The sequence below is a fragment of the Micromonospora sp. NPDC048830 genome, assembly GCF_043198215.1.
Classification (GTDB): domain Bacteria; phylum Actinomycetota; class Actinomycetes; order Mycobacteriales; family Micromonosporaceae; genus Micromonospora.
Genome location: NZ_JBICUP010000035.1, coordinates 31642 through 55508 on the forward strand (window position 1 = coordinate 31642; position 23867 = coordinate 55508).

At 72.5% G+C, this 23867-nt stretch carries 27 protein-coding genes; 10 read left to right on the top strand and 17 right to left on the bottom strand.

From position 1 onward, the window contains the following. Positions 1 to 9 precede the first annotated feature (9 nt). From ACGFIZ_RS25230 to ACGFIZ_RS25240, 3 genes are all read right to left on the bottom strand, one after another. Complete coding sequence (locus tag ACGFIZ_RS25230; RefSeq protein WP_393423086.1) at positions 10 to 2358, bottom strand: sodium-translocating pyrophosphatase; 2349 nt, start codon at positions 2356 to 2358, stop codon at positions 10 to 12. Between the two features lie 410 nt (positions 2359 to 2768). Then, the gene (locus ACGFIZ_RS25235; protein WP_145774847.1) at positions 2769 to 3203 is read right to left on the bottom strand and encodes an ATP-binding protein; all 435 of its coding nucleotides are present in this window, start codon (positions 3201 to 3203) and stop codon (positions 2769 to 2771) included. Further along, on the bottom strand, positions 3203 to 3559 hold the full coding sequence (locus tag ACGFIZ_RS25240) for an STAS domain-containing protein (protein ID WP_347666706.1): 357 nt from the start codon (positions 3557 to 3559) through the stop codon (positions 3203 to 3205). Before ACGFIZ_RS25240 ends, ACGFIZ_RS25235 begins: the two co-directional genes overlap by 1 nt. Positions 3560 to 3700: 141 nt before the next feature. Between ACGFIZ_RS25240 and ACGFIZ_RS25245 the strand changes: the two genes are divergently transcribed. Then, a complete protein-coding gene (locus tag ACGFIZ_RS25245; protein WP_393423089.1) occupies positions 3701 to 6334 on the top strand; it encodes a DEAD/DEAH box helicase in 2634 nt (877 codons plus the stop codon). Positions 6335 to 6381: 47 nt separating this feature from the next. Then, positions 6382 to 6960 (top strand): hypothetical protein, encoded by a 579-nt coding sequence (locus tag ACGFIZ_RS25250; RefSeq protein WP_393423091.1) that lies wholly within the window; start codon positions 6382 to 6384, stop codon positions 6958 to 6960. Between the two features lie 116 nt (positions 6961 to 7076). Here the strand turns inward: ACGFIZ_RS25250 and ACGFIZ_RS25255 are convergent, their stop codons facing one another. Then, positions 7077 to 7685, bottom strand: a complete 609-nt coding sequence (locus tag ACGFIZ_RS25255; protein ID WP_393423093.1) for a hypothetical protein — start codon at positions 7683 to 7685, stop codon at positions 7077 to 7079. 236 nt (positions 7686 to 7921) lie between these two features. Here ACGFIZ_RS25255 and ACGFIZ_RS25260 point away from each other — a divergent pair, with 236 nt between their 5' ends. Continuing rightward, complete coding sequence (locus ACGFIZ_RS25260) at positions 7922 to 8347, top strand: YbaB/EbfC family nucleoid-associated protein (protein ID WP_393423095.1); 426 nt, start codon at positions 7922 to 7924, stop codon at positions 8345 to 8347. A 129-nt stretch (positions 8348 to 8476) separates the two neighbouring features. On the opposite strand, the gene ACGFIZ_RS25265 is transcribed toward ACGFIZ_RS25260, so the two are convergent. The 7 genes from ACGFIZ_RS25265 to ACGFIZ_RS25295 form a co-directional block, all read right to left on the bottom strand. After that, complete coding sequence (locus tag ACGFIZ_RS25265) at positions 8477 to 9208, bottom strand: hypothetical protein (RefSeq protein WP_393423097.1); 732 nt, start codon at positions 9206 to 9208, stop codon at positions 8477 to 8479. A gap of 16 nt (positions 9209 to 9224) precedes the next feature. Beyond that, positions 9225 to 9536 (bottom strand): hypothetical protein, encoded by a 312-nt coding sequence (locus ACGFIZ_RS25270; protein WP_347666700.1) that lies wholly within the window; start codon positions 9534 to 9536, stop codon positions 9225 to 9227. A 226-nt stretch (positions 9537 to 9762) separates the two neighbouring features. Further along, on the bottom strand, positions 9763 to 10263 hold the full coding sequence (locus tag ACGFIZ_RS25275; RefSeq protein ID WP_393423099.1) for an Rv3654c family TadE-like protein: 501 nt from the start codon (positions 10261 to 10263) through the stop codon (positions 9763 to 9765). Further along, complete coding sequence (locus ACGFIZ_RS25280; RefSeq protein ID WP_393423101.1) at positions 10260 to 10628, bottom strand: TadE family type IV pilus minor pilin; 369 nt, start codon at positions 10626 to 10628, stop codon at positions 10260 to 10262. Before ACGFIZ_RS25280 ends, ACGFIZ_RS25275 begins: the two co-directional genes overlap by 4 nt. Beyond that, positions 10625 to 10792: a DUF4244 domain-containing protein gene (locus tag ACGFIZ_RS25285; protein ID WP_013283643.1), complete on the bottom strand. Its 168-nt coding sequence runs from the start codon at positions 10790 to 10792 to the stop codon at positions 10625 to 10627. The genes ACGFIZ_RS25280 and ACGFIZ_RS25285 overlap by 4 nt, the downstream gene beginning before the upstream one ends. A 22-nt stretch (positions 10793 to 10814) precedes the next feature. Beyond that, positions 10815 to 11552: a type II secretion system F family protein gene (locus ACGFIZ_RS25290; RefSeq protein ID WP_393423103.1), complete on the bottom strand. Its 738-nt coding sequence runs from the start codon at positions 11550 to 11552 to the stop codon at positions 10815 to 10817. Further along, positions 11552 to 12451 carry a hypothetical protein gene (locus tag ACGFIZ_RS25295; protein ID WP_393423105.1) on the bottom strand — a complete coding sequence of 300 codons (900 nt, stop codon included), beginning with the start codon at positions 12449 to 12451 and terminating at the stop codon, positions 11552 to 11554. Before ACGFIZ_RS25295 ends, ACGFIZ_RS25290 begins: the two co-directional genes overlap by 1 nt. 310 nt (positions 12452 to 12761) lie before the next feature. Between ACGFIZ_RS25295 and ACGFIZ_RS25300 the strand changes: the two genes are divergently transcribed. Then, the gene (locus ACGFIZ_RS25300) at positions 12762 to 12959 is read left to right on the top strand and encodes a hypothetical protein (protein WP_393423107.1); all 198 of its coding nucleotides are present in this window, start codon (positions 12762 to 12764) and stop codon (positions 12957 to 12959) included. A gap of 1 nt (position 12960) precedes the next feature. On the opposite strand, the gene ACGFIZ_RS25305 is transcribed toward ACGFIZ_RS25300, so the two are convergent. The 3 genes from ACGFIZ_RS25305 to ACGFIZ_RS25315 form a co-directional block, all read right to left on the bottom strand. Continuing rightward, complete coding sequence (locus ACGFIZ_RS25305) at positions 12961 to 14241, bottom strand: TadA family conjugal transfer-associated ATPase (protein WP_393423109.1); 1281 nt, start codon at positions 14239 to 14241, stop codon at positions 12961 to 12963. Further along, positions 14238 to 15293, bottom strand: coding sequence for a septum site-determining protein Ssd (gene ssd, locus ACGFIZ_RS25310; RefSeq protein WP_393423184.1), 1056 nt, complete (start codon positions 15291 to 15293; stop codon positions 14238 to 14240). Before ssd ends, ACGFIZ_RS25305 begins: the two co-directional genes overlap by 4 nt. A 315-nt stretch (positions 15294 to 15608) precedes the next feature. Next, entirely contained in the window at positions 15609 to 16538 is a 930-nt protein-coding gene (locus tag ACGFIZ_RS25315) for a phosphotransferase family protein (RefSeq protein WP_393423111.1), read from the bottom strand. Between the two features lie 401 nt (positions 16539 to 16939). Between ACGFIZ_RS25315 and ACGFIZ_RS25320 the strand changes: the two genes are divergently transcribed. From ACGFIZ_RS25320 to ACGFIZ_RS25330, 3 genes are all read left to right on the top strand, one after another. Further along, complete coding sequence (locus ACGFIZ_RS25320; RefSeq protein ID WP_282323625.1) at positions 16940 to 17140, top strand: hypothetical protein; 201 nt, start codon at positions 16940 to 16942, stop codon at positions 17138 to 17140. Positions 17141 to 17333: 193 nt separating this feature from the next. Then, entirely contained in the window at positions 17334 to 17540 is a 207-nt protein-coding gene (locus tag ACGFIZ_RS25325) for a PIN domain-containing protein (RefSeq protein WP_393423113.1), read from the top strand. 299 nt (positions 17541 to 17839) lie between these two features. Then, positions 17840 to 17986 carry a hypothetical protein gene (locus tag ACGFIZ_RS25330; RefSeq protein WP_393423115.1) on the top strand — a complete coding sequence of 49 codons (147 nt, stop codon included), beginning with the start codon at positions 17840 to 17842 and terminating at the stop codon, positions 17984 to 17986. Positions 17987 to 18590: 604 nt separating this feature from the next. On the opposite strand, the gene ACGFIZ_RS25335 is transcribed toward ACGFIZ_RS25330, so the two are convergent. Continuing rightward, positions 18591 to 19136 carry a GNAT family N-acetyltransferase gene (locus ACGFIZ_RS25335; protein ID WP_393423117.1) on the bottom strand — a complete coding sequence of 182 codons (546 nt, stop codon included), beginning with the start codon at positions 19134 to 19136 and terminating at the stop codon, positions 18591 to 18593. A gap of 15 nt (positions 19137 to 19151) precedes the next feature. Beyond that, the gene (locus tag ACGFIZ_RS25340; RefSeq protein WP_393423119.1) at positions 19152 to 20459 is read right to left on the bottom strand and encodes a hypothetical protein; all 1308 of its coding nucleotides are present in this window, start codon (positions 20457 to 20459) and stop codon (positions 19152 to 19154) included. 672 nt (positions 20460 to 21131) lie between these two features. Here ACGFIZ_RS25340 and ACGFIZ_RS25345 point away from each other — a divergent pair. The 3 genes from ACGFIZ_RS25345 to ACGFIZ_RS25355 are packed head-to-tail and all read left to right on the top strand — an operon-like array spanning position 21132 to position 22497. After that, positions 21132 to 21401, top strand: a complete 270-nt coding sequence (locus tag ACGFIZ_RS25345) for a hypothetical protein (protein ID WP_393423121.1) — start codon at positions 21132 to 21134, stop codon at positions 21399 to 21401. A 29-nt stretch (positions 21402 to 21430) separates the two neighbouring features. After that, positions 21431 to 21727, top strand: coding sequence for a DivIVA domain-containing protein (locus tag ACGFIZ_RS25350; RefSeq protein WP_393423122.1), 297 nt, complete (start codon positions 21431 to 21433; stop codon positions 21725 to 21727). A gap of 38 nt (positions 21728 to 21765) precedes the next feature. Beyond that, a complete protein-coding gene (locus ACGFIZ_RS25355; protein ID WP_393423124.1) occupies positions 21766 to 22497 on the top strand; it encodes a GntR family transcriptional regulator in 732 nt (243 codons plus the stop codon). A gap of 1224 nt (positions 22498 to 23721) precedes the next feature. Here ACGFIZ_RS25355 and ACGFIZ_RS25360 read toward each other — a convergent pair. After that, positions 23722 to 23862 (bottom strand): hypothetical protein, encoded by a 141-nt coding sequence (locus ACGFIZ_RS25360; RefSeq protein ID WP_393423126.1) that lies wholly within the window; start codon positions 23860 to 23862, stop codon positions 23722 to 23724. Positions 23863 to 23867: the final 5 nt, after the last annotated feature.

Here is a 23867-nt window from a genome sequence, read left to right on the forward strand (position 1 = left end):
TTCCACCACTCAGGCGCTGACCGTCTCCGCGGACTTGTCGGCGCTGGTGCCGGTGCCGTCGGAGTCGCCCATCGCAACCTCCTTGCGCTTGCTGAACACCACCGCCGCGACGATGACCAGCGCGGCCACCACCGCGATCGTCACCCGCAGGCCGGTGTTCTTGTCGTCGCCCACGCTCCAGGCCACGACGGCCGGCGCGATCAGCAGCGAGACCAGGTTCATCACCTTGATCAGCGGGTTGATCGCCGGGCCGGCGGTGTCCTTGAACGGGTCGCCGACGGTGTCGCCGATGACCGTGGCGGCGTGCGAGTCGGAGCCCTTGCCGCCGTACGCGCCGTCCTCGACGAGCTTCTTGCCGTTGTCCCAGGCGCCACCGGAGTTGGCCAGGAACACCGCCATCAGGGTGCCCGCACCGATCGCGCCGGCCAGGTACGCCGCCAGCGCGCCCGGGCCGAGGCCGAAGCCGACCGCGATCGGGGCGAGGATGGCCAGCAGGCCGGGGGTCATCAGCTCGCGCTGCGCGTCCCGGGTGCAGATGTCGACGACCTTGCCGTACTCGGGGCGCTGGGTGCGGTCCATGATCCCGGGCAGCTCGCGGAACTGCCGGCGGACCTCCATCACGACGGCGCCGGCCGAGCGGGAGACCGCGTTGATGGCCAGGCCGGAGAAGAGGAAGACCACGGCCGCGCCGATGATCAGGCCGACCAGGTTGCGCGGGTTCGCCACGTTGAGCGAGTTGAGGATCTCCCGACCCACGTCGGCGACGCCCGCGTCGGCGTACGCCGCCTGCAGCGTGTCGGTGTACGAGCCGAACAGCGCGGTCGCCGCGAGGACGGCGGTGGCGATGGCGATGCCCTTGGTGATCGCCTTGGTGGTGTTGCCGACCGCGTCCAGCTCGGTGAGCGTCCGGGCGCCGTGCTCGTCGATGTCGCCGGACATCTCGGCCACGCCCTGCGCGTTGTCCGAGATCGGGCCGAAGGTGTCCATGGCGACGATCACGCCGACGGTGGTCAGCAGGCCGGTGCCGGCCAGCGCCACGGCGAACAGCGACAGCGTGATGGAGCTGCCGCCGAGCAGGAAGGCGCCGAAGACGCCCGCGCCGATCAGCAGCGCCGAGTAGACGGCCGACTCCAGGCCGACGCTGATGCCGGCGAGGATGACGGTCGCGGGGCCGGTCTGCGAGCTCTTGCCGATGTCCTGCACCGGGCGCCGGTTGGTCTCGGTGAAGTACCCGGTCAGCGCCTGGATCGCGGCGGCCAGCACGATGCCGATGATCACCGCGCCGATGGCCACCACCCGCGGGTTCTCGCTGACGTCGGTCAGCCCGCCCTCCAGCTCGGCGAAGGTCGCCGGCAGGTACGCGTACGTGGCGACGGCCACCAGCACCGCCGAGATGATGGCGGAGGCGTAGAACGCCCGGTTGATGGCGGTCAGGCCGGAGCGGTCCGAGGCGCGCAGCCGGGTGATGAAGACGCCGATGATCGCGATGACCGCACCGATGCCGGAGACGATCAGCGGGAAGACCAGGCCCTCCTCGCCGAACGCGGCCCGGCCGAGGATCAGCGCGGCGACCAGGGTGACCGCGTACGACTCGAAGAGGTCGGCGGCCATGCCGGCGCAGTCGCCGACGTTGTCACCCACGTTGTCGGCGATGGTGGCGGCGTTGCGCGGGTCGTCCTCCGGGATGCCCTGCTCGACCTTGCCGACCAGGTCGGCGCCGACGTCGGCGGCCTTGGTGAAGATGCCGCCGCCGACCCGCATGAACATGGCCAGCAGGGCGGCGCCGAAGCCGAAGCCCTCCAGCACGGTCGGGGCGTCGCCCTTGAAGAGCAGGACGACCAGCGCCGCGCCGAACAGGCCGAGACCGACGGTGAGGAAGCCGACCACACCGCCGGTGCGGAAGGCGATCCGCATCGCGGCCTCGCGCCCGCCTTCCCGCTCCCGCGCGGCGGCGGCGACCCGCAGGTTCGCGCGGGTGGCCAGCCACATGCCGGCACCGCCGATGAACGCGCTGAACAGGGCGCCCACCACGAAGAAGGCGGACCGACCGATCTTCACCGCGGTCTCGCTGCCGTCGGTGTCGTGCACCGGCAGCAGGAACAGCAGCACCACGGCGATCACGACGAAGATCGCGAGGGTCCTGAACTGCCGGAGCAGGTAGGCCGAGGCCCCCTCCTGTACCGCTCCGGAGATCTCCTGCATGTTGGTGGTGCCCTTACCGGCTGCCAGCACCGCCTTGGTCAAGGCGGCGGCGAAGACGAGCGCCACCAGCGCGAGGACCGCGGCGATGACGACGTACGTCACGTTGGCTCCGGAAAGGGACAGTGCGCCGCCGTCAGCGGCCAAGGTCCCGGACATCTGTGTCCTCCTGTACCGAACACTCGCGCCAGCCGGTGGAAACGCACCGACCGGCGCCTGGATGCGGACGAGCAAGCGCGCCAACCCACCCCAGCGGACCAGCGATGAACACCCATACCCGCTGGGTGCGGGAAAGGTCACTTGCTGACAACCCGGGTACTGTAGCCCTCGGCAGTGTCAGAGGTCACACGGAGGGGCTGCCGTGTCTTAATGATCTTCGTCGCTGTGTTACATGAAAGAATCTGATATAGGGGCCCGACCAAGACGAACAGGCCGCGTCCCGAACGACGGACGCGGCCTGAGTGGCGGATCAGTTGGCTAAGTGGCGGATCAGTTGGCTAAGTGGCGGATCAGTTGGCTGAGTAGCGGATCGGTTGCCTGAGTGACGGATCAAGTGGCTGAGCGGAGGGTCAGCGGCCCACCGGCCACACCATCCGGACCTCGGTGCCGACACCCTCGTCGACGGGACGCACCTGGAGGTCCTCGACGAAGCCCGCGAGCAGGGCGAAACCGACGCCCGTGGTGAGGTCGTCCTCGTTGAGCGACTCGTTGGCGAGCTGGTCGGCGTCCAGCGCGGCCAGGCCGATCCCGGCCTCGATCGGCGCCCGGTCCACCACCCGCACGGCGTACGCCCCGGTGTCGGACATCTCCACGAGCACCGGATCGGACAGATGATACTGCCGGTGCAGCGCGACCGCCCGGGTGCACGCCTCGCCGATGGCCAGGCGCACCTCGTCGAGCAGATCCTCGCGTACGCCGGCACGGCGGGCCACCGCCACGCCGACCAGCCGGGCGGTGCGGACGTGCACCGGGGCGGGCGAGAACGAGAGCTTGACCGTGGCCATCAGGCGCGGGTGCCGGTCGGGTCGGCACCGATCGCCGCGTCGACCGTCGGATACAGGGGGAAGACCTGATCGAGCGCCGTGATCCGGAAGATCTTCAGCAGCGGCTCCTTGGCGCAGACCAGCGCGAACGTGCCGCCGGACGAGCGCAGCCGCTTGAGCGCCCCGACGAGCACGCCGAGGCCGGTCGAGTCGAGGAAGTCGACCCGGCCCAGGTCCACCACGACGTGGCGGGCCCCGCCGTCGATCAGTTCGAGGAGCCGTTCCCGCAGCCGGGGGGCGGTGTAGACGTCCACCTCACCGCCGACCTCGAGCACCGTGTGCTCCCCCACGGTGCGCGTCGCCAGCGACAGCTCCATCGGTCCTCCTCGCAAGAGTCGTAAACTCTCCTGGGCATCTAACCATCCCCGCCGGAACCACCCGTACCGGTCACCCGCGGCGGCTCCCCCTTACCCAGACCCCCCTCCGTCAACTCCGACACCCGTGCGAAAGTGCAGGACGTGACCCCCGCAGCCGCCGTACCCGCAGGCCACGGCCCCGGCCGCGCGCCCGCGGCGGCGCCGGCGGAGCTGCTGCGCCGGCTGCGCACGCGCCACGCCGTCGACCCGGTCACCCACGTCGAGCGGGTGCCCGCCCGGGCCGGGATTCCGGCGCCGTGGCCGGAGTGGGTTCCCGAGGAGCTGCGGGCCGCGCTCGGCCGGCGCGGCGTGGTCGCGCCGTGGCGGCACCAGGCCGAGGCCGCCGAGCTGGCGTACGCCGGCCGGCACGTCGTCGTCGCCACCGGGACGGCGTCCGGCAAGTCGCTGGCGTACCAGTTGCCGGCGCTGGCCACCCTGCTCGCCGACCCCCGGGCCACCGTGCTCTACCTGGCGCCGACCAAGGCGCTCGCCGCCGACCAGCTCCGCGCCGTCGCCGGCCTGGAGCTCGATGGGGTACGCCCCGCCTGCCACGACGGCGACACCCCGCGCGCCGAGCGGGACTGGATCCGCCAACACTCCCGGTTCGTGCTGACCAACCCGGACATGCTGCACCACGGCATCCTGCCCGGCCACGCGCACTGGTCCGGCTTCCTGCGCCGGCTGGCGTACGTGATCGTGGACGAGTGCCACACCTACCGCGGGGTGTTCGGCTCCCACGTCGCACACGTGCTGCGCCGGCTGCGCCGCCAGTGCGCGAAGTACGGGCGTACCCCCGGCGGGCCGACGTTCGTGCTGGCCTCCGCCACCTCGGGCGACCCGGCCACGGCGGCCGGGCGGCTCACCGGGCTGCCGGTGACCGCCGTCACCGAGGACGCGTCGCCGCGCGGCGGGGTGACCTTCGCCCTCTGGGAGCCGCCCCTGCTGCCCGCCGAGCCGACCTCGTCCGCGGGCCCGTCGTCGGTCCCACCGCTGTCCTCGGCCTCGTCCGCGGTGTCGTCCTCGACCTCAGCCCCGGTGCCGCCCTCGACCTCAGCCCCGGTGTCGCCCTCGACCTCAGCCCCGGCGTCGTCCTCGACCTCAGCCCCGGCGTCCTCGGTCTCGGTCCCGGCGTCGCCCTCGGTCTCGGCGCCCGCCTCGCCTTCCGCCCTGCCGCCGGGGGTCGCCGACCTCACCCAGGTCCGCCGGTCGGCGCTGCGCGAGACCGCCGACCTGCTGGCCGACACGGTCGCCGCCGGGGTGCGCACCCTCGCCTTCGTCCGGTCCCGCAAGGGGGCGGAGGTGGTGGCCACCGCCGCCCGGCGGGCGCTGGACGAGGCGGTCCCCGGGCTCGGCGGGCGGGTCGCCGCGTACCGGGCCGGCTACCTGCGCGAGGAGCGGCGCGAGCTGGAGCGGGCGCTGCTGCACGGCGACCTGCTCGGGCTCGCCTCCACCAGCGCGCTGGAGCTGGGCGTCGACCTCGTCGGGCTGGAGGCGGTGCTGATCTGCGGCTGGCCCGGCACCCGCGCCTCGCTGTGGCAGCAGGCCGGCCGGGCCGGGCGCTCCGGCGGCGAGGCGCTCGCCGTGCTGGTGGCCCGGGACGACCCCCTGGACACCTACCTCGTGCACCACCCGGAGGCGCTGTTCGGCCGGCCCGTCGAGGCCACCGTTCTCGACCCGGCCAACCCGTACGTGCTCGCTCCGCAGCTCGCCTGCGCCGCCGCCGAGGCCCCGCTCACCCCGCCCGACCTGGAACTCTTCGGGGAGGGTGCGAAGGAGGCGGTCGACGAACTGGTGGCGGCGGGGGCGCTGCGACAGCGGCCGACCGGCTGGTACTGGCGGCACCGGGAACGGCCCGAGGTCGACCTGCGCGGCGAGGGCGGTGCGCCGGTCTGCGTGGTGGAGGCGTCCACCGGGCGGCTGCTCGGCACCGTCGACGGCGGCTCGGCGCACTTCCTCATCCACCCCGGGGCCGTGTACCTGCACCAGGGCGTCTCGTACATCGTGGACCAGCTCGACCTGGCGGACGGCTGCGCGCTGGTGCACGCCGAGGAGCCCGACTGGTCCACCCACGCGCGGGACGTCACCTCGCTGTCCGTGGTCTCCGTGCGCTCGTACGTCGACGCCGGGCCGGTCGGGCTGTTCCTCGGCGAGGTCGACGTGACCAGCCAGGTCGTGTCGTACCAGCGGCGACGGATCGCGTCCGGCGAGGTGATCGACACCCGCCCGCTCGACCTGCCGGCGCGGGAGCTGCGCACCGTCGCGGTCTGGTTCACCCTCTCGCCGCAGTCGCTGGCCCTCGCCGGCGTGGAGCCCGCCGACGTCCCGGGCGCGCTGCACGCCGCCGAGCACGCCGCGATCGGCCTGCTGCCGCTGATGGCCACCTGCGACCGGTGGGACATCGGCGGGCTGTCCACGGCGCTGCACCCGGACACCGAGGCCCCCACGGTCTTCGTCTACGACGGGCACCCGGGCGGGGCGGGGTTCGCGGAGCGGGCGTACCGGACGGCGGCCGAGTGGCTGCGGGCCACCCGGGACGCGATCGCCGAGTGCGGCTGCGAGGCGGGATGCCCGTCCTGCGTCCAGTCCCCGAAGTGCGGCAACGGCAACAACCCACTCTCCAAGCCGGACGCGGTCCGGGTGCTGGACGTGGTGCTGGCGAACCTGCCGTCCGACCGGCCACCCCAGCAACCCGGTCCCGCCGACGCCCCCGACGCGAGGCTGGAAGGCGGGCGCTGAGGGCACGACTGTGCGAGACTCCGGCGCACACCCGAAGGAGTTCTCCCATGCAGCTCGACCACCTGCAGCACCTGCAGCAGTTCCACATCCGGCAGCGGATCCGGATGATGGTCAACCAGTACGAGGTCCACGCCGTCGCCCCCGACGGGTCGGAGGGTGAGCTGCTGGCGTTCGCGCAGCAGAAGCGGCTCGCCTTCAAGGAGCAGGTGACCATCTACACAGACGACAGCCGGCAGCAGCCGCTGCTCGGCTTCAAGGCCCGCCAGCGGCTCGACCTCGGCGCCACGTACGACGTCACCGACCACGCGGGCAACGCGATCGGGCTGTTCCGCAAGGACTTCGCCCAGTCGCTGCTCCGCTCCACCTGGCACGTCGAGCAGGCCGGGCTGCCCCAGATCACCGGGCAGGAGCGGAGCCTGCCGGTGGCGCTGCTGCGCCGGTTCGTCGACTCGCTGTCCTGGCTGCCGTACCACTTCGACTTCACCGCCGGCGGGCAGCCGGTGTTCTCGGTGGTCAAGAAGTGGGGGCTGCGCGACCGGTACGTCGTCGAGGTGCCGAACCCGCAGATCGACCGGCGACTGGTGATCGCCATGGCGATCGGCCTGGACGCGCTCCAGAGCCGCTGAGGCCGTCCGGGCCCCGCCGCGTCAACCGCTGCGGGCCCGCCGGTCTGGTTGCGCTTCCGGGCCGCCGCCGACCGGTTGCACTGCGGGGCGTCGCCGCCGCCGGTCGCGTCCCCCGGCTACCGGGAGGCCGTCTCTCGCCAACGGCCGGTCTGGGCCGCGACCCGGTCGGCCTCGGCGGCGTCCCGGACCCCGCCCAGCCAGAGCCAGGCCGGGTCGTCCGGCACGGAGCCGTCCTCCACGAGGCGCGCGACGGCGGGCAGCCCGGTCGGCTCGGTGAACGAGCGCAGCCGCCCGGCGACGACCCCGCCGCGGCCGGACCTCGCGGGAAAGACCCGGATGTCGGCGACGTCGGACCAGGGCAGCAGTCGGCCCACCTCGTCGGCGTGCTGCAGGGCGATGCCGTGTGGGCACAGCTGGGTGGCGTAACCGGTCGGGCGATGCGCGGCAGGACCGTCGGGCCGCCTCAGCCGCAGCGAACCCTGGGCGAGCCGGCCGCGCAGCGTACCGCCGATCACCGCCAGCGCCACAGGCACCGCGCAGATGACGACGAGCCCGGCGGTGAGCCACAGCATCTCCGACCCGTCGAGCCGCTTCGAGAAGGCCCACAGGGTGCCCACCCAGAAGGCGGCCACGATGGCCACGGGGATCAGCAGTTTCACCAGCCATCGGCCCAGTCCGGGCTCGTGGTACTCGCGCAGTCTGATCGACCCGTCACACTCGTGCATGTCCCCACCTCCGGTCCGACGACCGACGTTAGCCGATCGGCGCACACCGGCGGGTGCCCGGCGGTGGGGGCGGGGCTCCGGTCAGCTCCGCTACCGGCGGCGGCGCGGGGTGCGCCGGCTGGCTCCGCCCCCGACGGTGGGTGGTTCCCGCGGAGGAGCCGACCGGTAGATTGGCGCGGAATCGAAGGCAGGCGGTCCGGGCCGACCGTCCGAACCGACGGGGGTACCCCTTGTTCATGGACAACAGCCAGGAGATCGACCGCGCGTTGCGGATCTCTCAGGATCTTCAGCGCAAGGCCGAGGCGTTCCAGTCCCGGCTGGCCGAGGTCACCGGCCACGGGTCCGACGACAGCGGCCTGGTGCAGGTGTCGGTCGGTCTCGGCGGCAGCGTCTCGGACGTGCACGTCGACGCGCGGGCGATGCGGTTCGCCTCGCACGACCTGGCGGACGCGTTCAAGCAGGCGCACGCGGCGGCGACGCAGGACATGCAGGCCCGGATGGCGGACGCCCAGCGCGAGGCGTTCGGCGACGAGCTGCTCAGCGGAATCCTGGACGGGAGCCGCTCGCCGGACGAGGTGTTCGGGGACATGCGGCGGACCGCCGAGGCCGGCCTCGACGCCTCGCTGGACGAGATCGAGCGGCTGCGCCGCCGGCTCAGCTGACCTCGTCGGCCCGTCCCATGCCGCCGGACCGGTGCGGCTGAATGCCGTCCGGCCTCATCGGGGTCGACCTCGACGACGGAACGAGGTCACCGGTCGCCGGGGCCCGGACGCCCCGGCGACCAGCCCCGGTCACTTCGTGGGCTTGTCCTCCCCGTTCGCCTCGTTGTAGGGCACCGGCTCCTCCTTCTTGGGGGAGATGAACTTGTTCGGCGGGGCCCACTCGATCTTGACCTGCTCCAGCTTCGCGGTCCGGTCGTCGATGTTGAGCAGCGCCGGCCCGCTCAGCGCGCCGACCACGGCGGCGCCCGCGAAGGCACCGAAGGCCGCGCCGACGGCAGCCAGCTTGGCCAGCCAGAGGTCGAGCACGGAGACCAGCGTGCCGACGATCGATTCCGCGGAGATCCGCATGGCGGGGCCTGCCGGGGTGAACTGCGCGGCGAGGACCATGATGGCGAGCGCCAGGGTCAGCGCGGCCACCACCGCCGCGTACGCCCAGAACAGGGTGTACGCGCCGGCGACGGCGAACATGCCGCCGCCGATCAGGCCGGCGCTGCTCTGCACGTTCGCCAGTTCCTTGCCGATCTCCTTGAGCTTGTTCTCCAGGGCGTCGAAGTCGTCGGCCGTCCAGCCCTCCTTCGCCTTGTCCATCGCGTCGTCCAGCTTGGCCTGGATCTCCGACAGCTCGGTGCCCACCTCGGTCGACCAGGTGACACCCGCCTCCCACATAGCGGGCACGTTGGCGACCGCCACGCCGAGCACCAGGGAGAGCCGGAGCCCGTTGATCAGGGTCAGGGAGGAGGCCCTCGCCTCGGCGACGGCGAAACTCATGGCGGCGATCGCCGCGGGATTCGGTGCAGTCATCTGTCTTCCCCGTTCGTCACTTGTCGCCGTAGAGGACCTTGTTGTGGTCCTCGGCGTCCTGCCAGGCTGGCGCGATCTTCGTACGCAGCGTCACGGCGATCTCCGACATCGTCTCGGAGTACTTGTCGAGGAACTGCTGGAAGTCGTCGACCATCCCGTTGTAGGCGAACTGAAGGGGCAGTCCCACCAGGCCGAACCCGGGGAAGGCATCGATCCGGGTCGTCTCGATCTTTTGCTTGGCCAGAGTGACCTGACTCTTGACGTCCTTGTCCAGATCGCCGGCCAGTCCGGTTATCGCCTCCGACGTCACATGTCGTTGGATGCCCACGCGCTGTCAAACCTTTCCGTCGATCCGCTGTCCGTGCCGCAGCTGAGCCTATCGACCGGGCTGTTCGGGCAGGGGGCACGTCCTGACTGACCGCTCAGCCCCGCGGCGGACCGGCCCGACCGACCCCTCAACCCCGCGGCGGACCGGCCCGTGCGGCCCCTCAGCCCCGCGGCGGACCGGCCCGACCGACCCCTCAACCCCGCGGCGGACCGGCCCGTGCGGCCCCTCAACCCCGCGGCGGACCGGCCCGCGCGGTGGCGGTGGCGGACCGCCTCAGCCCCGGTAGCGGATCGACTCCCACCTCGACCGTCACCAACACGTCGAGTCCGTCGAGCCGGCAGCTGGTCAGCCGGCCGTGGTTGGCGCGGGCCAGCTCGTCCGCCGCCGCACAGGCCGGCCCGTCGCCGCCCAGCGCTTGACCCGCCCCGGCGAGGGCGGCGAAGTCGGCACCGACGCGGGCCTGGTGGCGGGCGACCCTGGCGGCCCCGACGGCCGCCCCGAAGGCACCGACCAGCACGAGGACCAGCCCGGCGGCGAGCAGGCAGACCGTCGCCCCGCCCCGGTCACCGCCCGTCGTCGGGCGGGCGGTCCCGCCCCGGTCACCGCCCGTCGCCGAACGGGCAGCCCCTCCCCGGTCACCGCCCGTCGCCGAACGGGCGGCCCCTCCCCGGTCACCGCCCGTCGGACGGGCGGCCCGTCCCCGCGATCGGGGAGGCGCGGCGGTCACGGCTGCGCCGCCGGGGCACCGGGTTCGACTGCGGCGACCGTGGTGGCGGTCACGCTGATCCCGGGCAGCCGGGCGCCGACGGCGCGGACGGGAGCCCGTACCGTGGCGGTGACCCGGTCACCGCCGACCGACACCGTGACGACGGCGTCCGGGGGCGCGATCCGGGACCCCGCCGCCGTACCCGCCTCGCCCCGGGAGGCGGCGAGCGCCGCCTCCCGGGCCGCGTCCAGGCATGCCGCCTTCGTGGTGACCGCGTTCACCGCGGTCAGGCCGGCCAGCAGGAGCAGGAGCAACGCCGGCAGGCCGGCCGCCAGCTCGGCGGTGAACGAACCCCGGTCGCGGCCGGCCGGCCGGCGCGAACTCACTTCAACGCCCGGTCGATGACCGCGGTCAACGCCGACTGCACGTTCCCGGAGGTCAGCACCTTGAGCAGGATGCCGGCGAACGCGACGGCGGCGAGCGTGCCGACCGCGTACTCGGCCGTGTTCATCCCGGCGTCGCCGCGCAGGCGGGTGAGGAGTTTGCGCATCTCGTTCCCTTCTCGATGGTCGTCACAGCACGTCGCCGAGGACGGCGACGATCACCGGCACCAGGCCGGCGAGAATGAAGGCCGGCAGGAAGCAGAGCCCCAGCGGCAGCACGATGAGCACACCCGCGCGGCGGGCGGACGCCTCGGCGGCCGTCGACCGGTCGGCGCGCAGGTCGTCGGCAAGCCTGGTCAGGGCGCCGGCCAGCGCGGCGCCGCTGTTGGCGGAGCGGACGGCGGCACCGGCCAGCCGGTCGGCACCGGGCACCGGACCCAGGTGTGCCCAGGCCTCCTCCGGGCCACCACCGAGCAGCAGGGTCCGGCCGACCCGACCGAGCCGCTCGGCCAGCGGACCGCCCAGCGCCTCGGCGACCGCCAGCACGGAACGGTCCACCGGCGCCCCGGCCCGCATCGCGGCCGCCAGCAGGTCGGCGGCGAGGGGCAGGTCAGCGGATTCCCGCAGCCGGCGTTCCCGGACGGCTCGGGGCTCGATCCGGCGCAGGCCCCGGTCGGCCACGACCGCGACGACCACGCCACCGAGAACGCCGAGCCAACTGTCCGCCACCACCAGGACCGCCACCCCGGCCAGCCCGGAGCCGAGCCGTACCCGATCGGGCCACCACGCCGGCTGCGGCCGGCCTGCTGGGCCACCCCGCCGCCGCAGCGCGCGCAGCCGGCGGGTGGGGCCTGGCCGCGCGCCGGTCGACACGGCGAGCACCGCCGCGACGACCAGGCAACAGGCGGCCAACACCTGGCGGGACATCAGGGGTTCCCGCCCGGCGTCGCGCCGAGCCGTTCAGCCCAGAACAGCCCGACGATCTGGAGGACGACCGCCGCGACGGCGCAGGCTCCGCCGACGGTGGTGTGCAGCAGCACCGCGACCGGGTCGACGCCGACGCCGTACCCGAGACCGATGCCGCCGAGTGGCAGCGCCGCGAGCAGCCACGCGGTGGCCCGGGCGCCGGCCGCCTGCGCGGCTGCCGCGGCCAGTCCCCGGTCGGTGGCCCTGGCGTCGGCCTCGATCCGTTCCACCAGGTCGGCCAGGGGCGCGCCGGTCCGGTCGGCGAGCCGGACGGCCGCCCGGGCCAGCCGCCCGAGCCGATCCACGTCCGCTCCCGTGTCGGCTCCCGTGTCAGGATCGCCGGACGCGGGTGCATCGTCGCCCGCTGCCGGGAGCGGGCCGGTGCCACCGGCCGTAAGGACACCCGCGAGTGGACTGGCGCCACCGGTCGCAAGGGCACCCGTGAGTGGACTGGCGCCACCGGTCGCAAGGGCACCCGTGAGTGGACTGGCGCCACCGGTCGCAAGGGCACCCACGAGTGGACTGGCGCCACCGCTCGGAAGCGCACCCGTGAGCAGGCCGACGCCGCCGGCCGAACGGGCTCCCACGTGCAGGCCGGCGCCGCCGTTCGGTTGGGCTCCGGTCCAGGTGCCCGGCTCGGAGCCGACGCCGATCGTGGCCGCGGCGGTCAGCACCGGCACACCGGCGCGCAGGTCCGCGGCGAGGGCGCAGAGCTGGTCCAGGCTGTGCCGCCGGGCGAGCCGGATTCGGTGGTTGCGGTGTCGCCGGACGACCGCGCGGGCAGCCAGCGCGCCGTACGCGCCGACCACCACGGCGGCCACCGGCCCGCCCAGGAGACCGCCGAACCCCGCGCTCGTCACCGCGGCGAGCAACAGCGAGCGCCGCGGCGACACCCCCGACCAGTCCGGCAGGCGGGGCCAGCGCGAGCCGCTTCCGGTGTCGTTCCTCCCGGCCCCCGCACCGCCCTGATAGGAGTCGCCCGGCGCCGCCACCCCGGGCCGGTCCAGGGCACCGGCGGGACGGCGCGGATCACGACGGCCGGGTGGACCGGGTTGCCTCCCGAGGCCCGGAGGGCGGTCGTGCGGGCGTTGCCGCGGACGGCCCCCAACATGCGGCGCGACATGGGCGTCCGCTCCGGTACCGGACCGCCGTTCGACTGCGGTCGTTTCCGTGGGGGCGGGAGCCGACGGGGCGGCGGAGGAGAAGGGCCGCTGGTCATCGTCCGCGCCGGGCGTGCTGCCGGCCGACGGGGGCCGGGCCGGCCGCGCCCCGAGGACCGCCCGGCGCCGGGCCCGGCTACGGCGCACCGGCCACGCCACGGCCGCCGCCGCGGCGACGAGGAACACCGCCACCAGGAGGCCCGCCTGACTCACCGGCCCTCCCCGTGCCGCGGTGCCGGTCGTACGGGACTCTCCCGCCCCGGAGCCGATGCCTCCGGCGCCGCGCGCCGGCCACCCTCGGGGTACGTCTCGGACAGGACCGGCGGTACGGGAACGTCCCGCTCGCGCAGCAGCGCGCCGAGGGCCCGCGCGGCGGGACCCGAGCCCTGACCGCGTACCCAGGCGGGCACGACGGTGACCAGGCGGTCCGGGCCGTACGGGAGCAGCAGGCAGACCGACTCCAGCACCCGCCCACGGGCGCCACGCCGGACCTGCAGCAGAACCTGGAGAGCGGCGGCGACCTGGGCGTGCAGCGCCAGCCGGGGCAGCCCGCCCAGCATTCCGAGCGCCTCCAGCCGGGCCGGCACATCCGAGGGGGCGTTGGCGTGCAGCGTCCCGGCCCCACCGTCGTGGCCGGTGTTCAGCGCGGCGAGCAGGTCGACCACCTCGGCGCCCCGACACTCCCCGACCACCAGCCGGTCCGGCCGCATCCGCAGGGCCTGCCGGACCAGGTCGCTGAGCCCGACCGCCCCGGAACCCTCCACGTTGGAGGTGCGCGCCTGCAGCCCGACCACGTGCGGGTGCATGGGGCGCAGCTCGGCGGCGTCCTCGACCAGGACGATCCGTTCGGTCGCCGGGACCAGCCCCAGCAGCGTGTTGAGCAGCGTCGTCTTGCCCGAGCCGGTGCCGCCCACGACCAGGTACGCGAGCCGGGCGGCCACCACCGCGGCCAGCAGCGGGGCCACCGGCCGCGGCACGGTGCCCTGCCGCACGAGATCGTCGAGCGTGAACGGGCGCTGGCGGAACGTGCGCAGGGACAGGTACGGGCCGTCGGTGGCGACCGGAGGCAGCACCGCGTGCAGCCGGGTACCGTCGGGCAGCCGGGCGTCCACGTACGGGGAGCCGTCGTCGAGGCGGCGGCCGGCCCCGCCGGCGAGGCGCTGGGCCAGGCGCCGTACGTCGTCGACGGATCCGACCGGCACCGCGACCTGGTGCAGGCCCTGCCCCCGGTCCACCCACACCCGGGTGCCGTTCACCAGGACGTCGGTCACCTCGGGATCAGCGAGCAGGGGGGCCAGCGGGCCCGCGCCGACCAGGTCGTCGTGCACCCGGCCGGCGATCCGCAGCAGGGCGGTGTCGCCGAGGACGGCCGCGGTGGGCTCGGCGCGTACGGCGGAGACCACGGCGGCCGGCGTGACGGGGGTGGCCGCGGCGGCGAAACGCTGGCGTACCCGACTGGACAGGTGCCCGGCGTCGGCGCCGCCGGTCATGCCGCACCCGGCACGGGCAGGCCGGTCAGCTCGCCGACGATCCGCTGGCAGAGGGCGGCCAGCGGGCCGCGCCCGTCGGCGGTCGGCGCCTCGCCGCGTTCGAGCCCCCGGCACAGCCCCGGCTCGGGGCGGAGGGTGCCGGCCAGCGGCAGGCCCAGGGCGCGGGCCACCTCGACGGCCTTGAGGCGGCCCGGGGCCGGACCCCGCACGATGACCGAGAGCTGCGTGCAGTGCGGTGCCGCCGCGGCGACCACCCGGGCCGCCGCGGCGGTGGCGCGCAGCTCGGCCGGCACCACGACGTACGCCTGGTCGGCGGCCTGCAACGCGAGCACGGCCGGGTCGTCGAGCTGCCGGGGCACGTCGACCACCACGAAGTCCCGCCCCCGCCGGGCCGCCTCCAGGGTGGCCGCCATCGCCGGGGCGGGCAGGGTGAGCAGGTCGCCCCGGTCCCAGGAGAGGACCACCAGGTCACCTCGGCTGGGCAAAGCTCTGACCAGCGCCGGCGGGTCGACCCGTCCGTCGGCGTCGGTCAAGGCCGGCCAACGCAGGCCCTCCAACTGCTCCCACCCGAGCACCAGGTCCAGCCCGCCGCCGAGCGGGTCAGCGTCGACGAGGAGGGTCCGCAGCCGGGCCCGGGCGGCGGTCACCGCCAACCCGCCGGCGAACACGCTCGCTCCCGCGCCGCCCCTGCCGCCCAGCACCGCGACCACCCGCGCCGCCACGTCCCCGGCCCCGCCGGGAACGCACTCGGCGAACCGGTCCACCAGCCACGGCTCGGCGGCGGGCAGGGTAGCGACGTGCTCCGCCCCGATCAGCTCGGCGATCTCCCAGCCGGGATCGAGCTGCCCGGTGCGGCCGACCAGGACCATCCGTGGCCGGCGGGGCAGCCGCGCCCGTAGGCACGCCTGCGCCTGGTCGCTGCCGAGCAGCACCAGCGGCGCCGGGGTCCAGCGGGACCGGGCGGCCGCCGGGTCCCGCGCCAACTCCACCTCGGTGCCGCCTGCGGCGGCGAGCCGTAGCAGGTCGTCGAGCAGTTCGTCGTCCGAGGTCACCAGCAGGGGCAGCCGCCGGTGCGGTGGGACGGAGGTACGGGGTGGCATCGCGGCCTCCAGCAGTCGGGCTCGGGGTGCTGCCGGAGAGCGTGGTCTCATCCGCCCGTCGTTCGCCGCCCGTTCACGCCCGCCTGTGGACAACGGGAGGCCCTGTGGACAACGCCCGAAACCACTGTCGATCTGCTATGTGCGGCTAGGTGCGAAGCGCCGCGAACCCCGCCTGTTCGGCCTGCGGACCCGCTGCCCTGGCCGGCGCGTGCAAGCGCCTGACCGTCAGGTGCGAGCGCCCAACCAGTACGTACGAGCGCCTGACCGTCAGGTGCGAGCGGCGAGGAAGGCCTCGAGAGCGTCGATCGAGTGACGCCATCCGGCGGGGCGGTCCTGCGCGACCCACAGCCGCTCCTCCAGCGCGTGCAACACCTCGTACGCGTCCAGGCGCCGCTGGGCGTCGGCGCCGTCGACGCCGTACGCCTCAATGAGAGCGGGGGTGTCGACCGGCCGGTGGTGGCGGACGTGCAGCCGGGTCTTGGCCAGGTCGTTGAGCGGGTCGTCCCAGCTGGCGCGTTCGAGGTCCACGATGCCGGACAGCCGGGGGTCCGGCGTGGCGGAGATCAGCAGGTTGCCGTCGTTGACGTCGTTGTGGCACAGCACGGGGCCCGGGCACGAGGCCAGTGCCGCCTGACAGCCGGCCACGAAGCGCCGGATCCGTCCGGCCAACTCCGGTGGGCCGTCCGTCCGCACGTACCGGTCGAGCAGGTCGTCGCTACGCGCGGCCGCCTTCGCCCACGCGGACGGCCAGCGGGTCCCGCCGTCGACCAGGTCGCCGAACCACCGGCCGCGCACCGCGTGCAGGCCCCACAGCGCACGGCCTACCTCGCGGGTGAGCCGGGTCGTCCCCGCCGCGTCCATGCTCGCGCGCCGATCCGCCCACCGCGTCCCGCCGCGGCGGGTCATCACGAGGAAGCTGACGCCCGGAAAGCGGTCCACGTTCCCCTGCGCGACGGGCCGGGGTACCCGTGGACCGGGTACGGCCGCGAGGAGGCGCTGCGCGAGCACCTCGGTGTCGCGGCGCCGCGGTCTGGCGACCGGGTAGATCTTCAACAGCAGCGGAGACCCCGACGCGTCCCGTACGCCGACGACGTGTCCGACGGCGCCCTGCACCGGAGGCGTCCACCCGTCCGCCTCCAGGCCCGGCACGTCGCGTCCGGCCAGGGCCAGAACCTCGGCAAGCACGACGGCGTCCACGTGCACCTCCTCGTTGCCGACGTTCGACGGTGTCCTGTGCCCCACTGTGTGCCCGCTGACGCCACGGCGCCACGACGGGTGGAACGTGACGGGCTCCTACGGGTACTGGCGGGTCGCGTGGTGGGCTGCTCGGCGGAAATAAGGACGACCCCCGTCGGGGGGGAAAGTGACCTGACGTAGCGGCGAGTGTGATCAAGTGCCGTACCGCGTGGTCAGGCGCATCGGTCGTGCCGTCGAACATGATCGAGTGGGACCACGCGGTACGGCGTTCGCTGACGATTCGCTGACTCTCGTGTAACGGGCTGCGCGCGCCGGAAACGGCCGGAGGCACTCACGACGTGCGCCGCCTCGACGTCGGAGGTGCGAGAATGAACGATGATTCGAGACGCAGGAGGTGAGCTGTGACGTCGAGTAGCGCTGAGCAGATGCCCGAGTGGCCGACCGCTGAGCACGTACCGGCTGAGGAGCTGGCGCGTCGTCAGGGGATCCGGCCAGTCGCCTCCGTCGACGACCTGGCGCGGCCTGGCCTGTTCGAGTCGGACGAGGAGTTGGATGACTTCCTCGCCGACCTTTACGCCTCCCGGCGGGCTGGCGCCGCGTGAGCCTGGTCGTCCTGGACACCGACGTAGCGTCGGCAATCCTCCGGGGGCGGCTGCATGACCGTCTCCGTGCTCGCCTGGCCGGTAAGACCCTCTGCATCACCTTCGTGACGCTCGGGGAGCTGACCAAGTGGACCGCGCTGCGGAGCTGGGGGCCACGCAAGCTGGCTGATCTCGCCAGTGGCGGTCCGGGGTCGTGTTGCTGCCCTTCGACGAGGCGGTGGCGACAACCTGGGGGCAACTCCAGGCGCGGGCGCAGCATCGCGGGCGACCCCGGCCGACGAATGATTCCTGGATCGCGGCGTGCTGCCTGGTCGACCGGCTACCGCTGGCGACGTTCAACGGCAAGGACTACGCCGACTTCGCCGAGTACGACGGCCTTCGCCTCTTCGACGTCTCCTAGCTTCCGGCAACCCTGGTCGCGGCTGTCCGGCGTCGTACGGCTTTCCGCCCCCGGCCCTCTGGCCGGGAGCGGCTTCGCGTGGCGCCGGCATTCCGCGGCCTGGTCTCCGTACCCGGTGGCAAGCCGCGAAGCGGCGCGGCAGCCGATCGCCCCAACCTCGGCGGCGGCCAACCGCCCTCGCGATCGTCACGGCGCTGATCGGGCACAAGTCCCGACAGCACCGACACCCGATCTTCGGTACCGTCCGCCAGGTGAACCCTGCTTCGAGGCGCGCATCCAAGAATCGCACGCTCGGAAACGTGGTCCTTGTCGCCGGTCTCCTGGTCTCGGCCATCACGCTGTCGACCGACACCGGGGCCACAGAGCCGCATGTCCTCGCGGGCTTCCTGGTCGCCACGGGGATCGGGCTACGCATCGAGGCCGCGATCATCGAATCTCGGGCGTGACGATCCGAGCCGGCAAGTTGCCCGCCGCGCCGGCCGATGCCGGCCGGAGGCCGCCAGCAGGCCGAGCGCGGCGGGCGGGCCGCGCTTGCGCGGCCCCTTGATCCTATTGAGAGTGATTCGGCAGTGCTGGGGTTGAGGTGGCATGCCTGCTGCCGGCCCAACGGGGAGGATCGACACACGGTTTAGGAAGGGGTAGCGCCCGCTGCGGCACCCGTCGCCCTACCAGTACATATGCCCGACGACTCCCGAGCGAACCCCTTGATCATTCCGCGAATGTTCCGGATCTTGCTCGGCAGAGAGTGTTTCGGAGATGAGGGACGGCCTGGCACGCGGCCCACCTGGCGCAACTGCGTTTATGGTCGCTTGATAGCGATGGACATTTGTCGGTGTCTCCTGCCAACTGCTGCTCTGTCGCCACTCCCATACACGTTCGTACACCTCAGCCGCGGTGGCTCGGATGAGCGCGGCACGTTGTTGCGGTGTGAGTTCGCTGCGGGTGTGCTTGCGGTGGGCGGGCTCCTGCGGCGGCGTGTCGGCGTCGCGCATGCCGGCGATCGTACCGGCACCATGATCGGGTTGGCTCGTGCCTGGAAGCGGGCAGCGTTCAGGCAGCGGCGCCGCTCCATTCAGGGCCGAGGATGGAGTAGAGCAGGGAGTCGCGCCAAGCTCCGTTGGTGAAGACGTGGTCGCGTAGCCGGCCTTCGAACTGCATGCCGAGTCGTTCGACGACGGCGATGGAGGCGGCGTTGTCGGGGCCGATGGCTGCGGTGATGCGGTGGAGCCCCAGCTCCTGAAAGCCGAAGTTGACGATGGTGCGGGCCGCGTCGGTGGCGTAGCCGTGGCCCCAGTGGTCGGCTCCGATGGCGTACCCGAGCTTGGCGGCCTGGTGGCCCGTCAGGCCAAGCCGTGCGAACCCGATCATCCGGTCTGAGGCGTCGGCGACGGCAAGGTAGTACTCGGTGCGCGGAGTGAGCTGGGCCCGTTGGATGGTGCCTTCGACCATCGCTACGGCGGCGGCCTGGTCCCGACTGTCGAAGGAGAGCCACTGGGTAACCCGGTCGTCTCCGACGATTGCCAAAGCGTCGGCCGCGTCAGCGGAGCGCATGTCGCGCAGGATGATGACGCGGCCGGGGATGGTGATCGGGTACATGCCCCCGATGGTGCCTTATCGGGGTAGGGCGTTCGCCGGGGTGTGGGTGAAGTGCTCGATGCCGTCGATGAGGTCGCGGGCGTCGTTGGCGTGGCCGGCTCGGGTGATGGCTTGGTGGACTCGGCGCACGGAGTGGATGATGCCGTTGATGCGCTGGTCGGCGGGTAGGTCGAGCACCGGGGCCAGGGCGTCGGCGGCTGCGTCGAGGTCGCCGCTGGCGACACGTGCGATGGCGAGGTTGGCGTGGGAGCCGGCTTGGTCGCCGAACGCCCATGCTGGGTCGTTGGGGTCCGCGTATGCCTGGGCGGCGCGCAAGGCGTAGCGCTCGGTGGTGGTGGCCTCGCCGGGCAGCCAGGCGAGAGCGTCGCTGGCGTAGTAGAGGGTGCGGGGCTGGTTGAAGGTGCAGATGCCGCCCATCTCGTCCATCTCGTCGGGGCGTACCCGGGACCAGGCGTCCTCGGCCTGGGCGATGGCGACCTTGGCCTGCTCGGCGTTGCCGAGGGCGGCGTAGGCGCGAGCGGCGCTGGCGGGCAGCCAGACGGCGGAGGTTCCGCCGGCCTGGGTGGCGTACTCGCTACCGGCTTCGGCGTAGCGGACCGCTTCGGCGTACCGGCCGGCCCAGTAGGCGACGAGGGATTGCAGGCCGCGCAGCCACGCTTGCAGGCCGGGGTGGCCGGCCTGCTCGGCGCAGAGAACCGCGGTGCGGGCCTGGAGCATGGCCGAGTGGGGGTCGGCCATGTCGTGGGAGACCTTGGCGAGTAGCCCGCTGGTGATGCCGGCGAGGAAATGCAGGTCCCTCGACTGGTTCGGCGCCTGGCGGCGTTCGAGCAGGGTGAAGAGGGTGTCCTGTGTCTCGACCAAGTCGGGAAGAACGTGGCTGACCGGGCGCTGTGGGTAGGCCAGGGCGAGGCGTTGCACATCCTCGGCGAGCTGCTCGATGGCCGCCGGAGAGGTGGACTCGGCGGCGAGCATGGCGTACTGACGGGCGCGTTGTGCGGCCATGGCGAGGAGGTTCCTTTCCGGGCCGGCGCCGGTCGGGGCGACAAGGTGTCGATCCGGCGCAGGGGTCAACTGGTGAGAAGCCCAGGGGCGCTGCAATTCGTCGATTGACTTGCCGAACATGGCCTGCAACGCCCGCCGGGTGGCGGGGGTGGATGAGGCCAAGTCCCGTTCGCCGCGTGCCAGCCGCCCGAGGTGCCGGGCGCTGATCGCTGCCCGGGGGTCCATCCGGGAGAACTCGTCTGCCAGTTCCTCGTACGTGCGGTCGCTCTGCTGGATCAGGTACTCCAGCAGGGTGCGAGGTTTGCGGCGTTCTCGTGCCATCCGTCGTTGCCTTCCTGATGGGCTGTCTCCACGCTCGCCCGGGTGAGGTCCTTCGGGCAATGCAGGTCCTCGTGGTGTCCACTCGATGTCCGCCAGAGGCGTAGGTACGGGTCCTCGATCGGTCCCACAGGTTCCAGGCAATCTCTCCACCATGGACGGCTCACCCACCGCAATTGTGCATTCGGCTGATGCACATGGCCTGACGCGTCGTCGCGGGCACCGGGGTAGCGGCTCAGCGCCGAGAGGCGTCGGAGCAACCGGAGTTCGAGTCGTGCGATGTGTGGATGAGTCGCGCCCGCAGCGGGGCCCGCACAGGTCCTCGCCATCTGCGCCGGCCGCTTGTCCGGCGTGCGAAGGGCGCGGCTGGAAGATGGCCAGCCCTCGGCGCTCCCTCCGGGCTCCCGGCGACCCGAACCGTTTGCAGCGGCGCGACTGCCCCGACTGCGCCGGTACCGGGACGGAGGGGCAGCGGGCAGGGCTGGCGGTCGTCTCAACGAGGTGACGGCCGCCGCCCTCCACATGCACGACGCGGTCAGCCGCTGCGTCCTCAGGCAGGGCCCGGGGCGGGTGCTGGTGGAACCGCGATGTCGGTCGCGGTCATAGGCCCGCCCGTCCCGGTGCCCATCCAAGCCTCTCGGAGGGGAGACGTTCGTGGTTCCAAAGCCGGGGGACGTGCTGTACGTCGACCGGCTGGCGTCGGTGCAGTTCGGTGGCGACCGAGCGTTGATCTTCCGCGTCATCAAGGTCTGTGAGCAGCCGACGTACCACGGCTGGATTTGGCTTACGGGCTATGTGCTCGATCGGGCGGGCAACGCCCGGGACCGCCGGGAGATCTACGTCCAGGCGGCGGGGCTCATACGGGCTGCTCCTCCGCTGGCCGCAGCCCGACAGCCCAGCCGGAAAACGCCAGCACGAACGACGCGGAACGCCGTGCGTCAGTGACACGCGTGGCTCTTCGACAGGAGGTTTCGATGGCAGTGGGAGTCGTCCGAACGGTCTCACGGCTGGCGCCGCTGCGGCCCGAGCAGGTGCGGAAGGTGCGGTTCCGGCGTACGCGCTTCGGCCGGCGAGGCCTGGCCGAGGAAAACGTCTACGCGTTCATGCGCCGGGTCGTCGACGAGTTGGTCGCCAGGGACGCCGCTGAGGCCAACCTCCGCGAAGAGAACGCGCGGTTGAAGAACGCGCTGCGTGATTGGCAAGCCCAGTTCACGCCGAAGCCTGGTCACGCAGCCGACAGCGCGTGGACAGGGGATCAGCGGCGCGGATAGCCTGTTGACAAGCTGAGTTGTCGTCTGGGGTGAAACGGGTGCCGATCGAGGTTGCGCCGCCTAAGTACGTGGTGATCGTCAACGCGGTGCAGCAGCGCATCGAGGATGGCACCTACCCGCCGGGGTCGATGCTGCCCAGCGAAACCGAGCTTATCCGCGAATTCGGGGCGTCTCGGCCGGTCGTGGTCCGGGCCCTGGACCTGCTGCGGCAGGGCGGCTGGATCGAGAGCCGGCAGGGCAAGGGACGCTTCGTCCTCGGCCGGCCCGGCGGCACCGAGCAGCGATCACGTGAACGCCGGTACGCCCTCCTGGACGAGGACGAACGCGCCGGGTCGAGAGTGTTGGCGGCCGGCACCGTGCCTGCTCCGAAACGAGCCGCCGCCGCCCTGAACCTGGACCCAGGCACGCCGGTCGTGGCACGGCGCCGACTGATCACCGTTGACGAGCTGGGCCCGGTCGAACTGGGCACAGCGTTCGTACCCATCGAACTCGCTGAAGGGACCAAAGTCGGCACGGGCGAAGCTCTGCCCGAAGGACTGCTTCGGCACCTGGCCGCACGCAAGCGTCTCAGGTTCGATCACGTAACCGAACGCATCTCGGCGCGGCTTCCGAGCAAGGAGGAAGCCGAGTTGCTGGCCGTTCGTGAGGGCGAGCCAGTGCTGACAGTCCTCCTCGCCATCTGCGACCGCACGGCTAAGCCGCTGCTCGCGGTAGACGTCCTCCTGCCCGCCTCGCGGCACGACCTGGAAGACGTGTACGCGCTCGGCTGAGCAGAGCGGGTTCGCCACTTGACAAGCCAAGTTGACGCAAATTACCTTCGATCTACTTAACAGGTCAACTGGTCGAGTTGACTTGTAGATCTGGAGGTCTCTCGTGGTTTCGATGACCTTGCAGGTATCGGCGTCGTTTACGCCGCGTTTGGTGGCCGCCTGATCGGTTCCGTACGCCCGGGGCGGGTCGTTTCCCCGCCAAGAGTCCCGGCCCGTCCCGCGCTCTCCCATCCCTCGCATGCAAAGGAGGGCGCGATGCCCACCGTAGCTGCCCCTGCCCCGACCCCCTCATACCACCGCCGCTCGCTGGGGAGGTGGCCCTGATGCCCCGTCCGCCACCCTGGCCCGTCCGCAGCGGGGCAGTGGCCTGCGCCTCTGAATCGTCCCAGGGGACAAGATCCCCGTAGCGCGGATGAACCTATGCGCTCCGCGTGGCAGGCCCCGGGCTGGCTGCTGGTGTTCTGGTGGCTAACCCGGGGCCCGTTCCGCCTGACCGTCCTTGCGATGCGAACTGCGCCGGGCAACGCGCCTTCACCTGGTCCGGAAGACGCTCAGAAAAAGGACGACCCCCGTCGGGGGGATCCGGCATCAGACTGTCAGCTGCTGTCAACTGGTAGTGACCCGCGCCGAGGAGCAGGTGCTCGGCGTCGTCGGTTGACGTTCCGGGGCGAGTCGCATCGAAGCTCGCGCTGCTTCTTTGCTGCCTCGCTCCGGCGTCCGGCAACCGCTGGGGTGGACAGACCTTGCCGGGGAGCTGCCAGCCGGTGCCGGTCGAGTCCTGTCTCCCGAGTCAGTCTGCTGAAGCCGGGCCTGTGACGGGACGGCTTATACTCTGCTGGTCGACCCTCGTCCTGTCTGGTCTGGGTCCGGCGGCCTGTTCGAATCGGGCCTCACGTTCGTAGTCGTTGGTTTCCTGACCTTCGTTGCTCCTCTGCTGAAGCACCTGGTACGTGGCCGCAGAAGCCGCACTCGTTCAGCGGAACAGGCGAGGAAGAGGAGGGTGACCATGGGTGAAGCAGCTCGCAAGATCGCCTCGGGCGTCTTGGCCACTGTCTACGCCATCGGCTGCAACGCGACAGGATCGGCGTTCCTGGCCTGGACCAGACAGGATGAGTAGCAGCACGAGACGCGTGGGAGCCTCATCAGTGCACCAACTACAGGTAAGAGTCTTCCCTACAGCCTGTTGATCGGACTGCCTACGCTCCGCCACCTGGGCAAACGTCGTCAACGATGGTCGTCGTCGGTCGACAATGATCGGCCCGCGACGGCCTGGCCGAGTCGAACCGCGCCCTCCGCCCGTTGGTCGAGCAGGGTATGCGTACCTGCCGCATGCGTCGGCTGATCGACAAGAAAGATCGTCTGCATGTCTT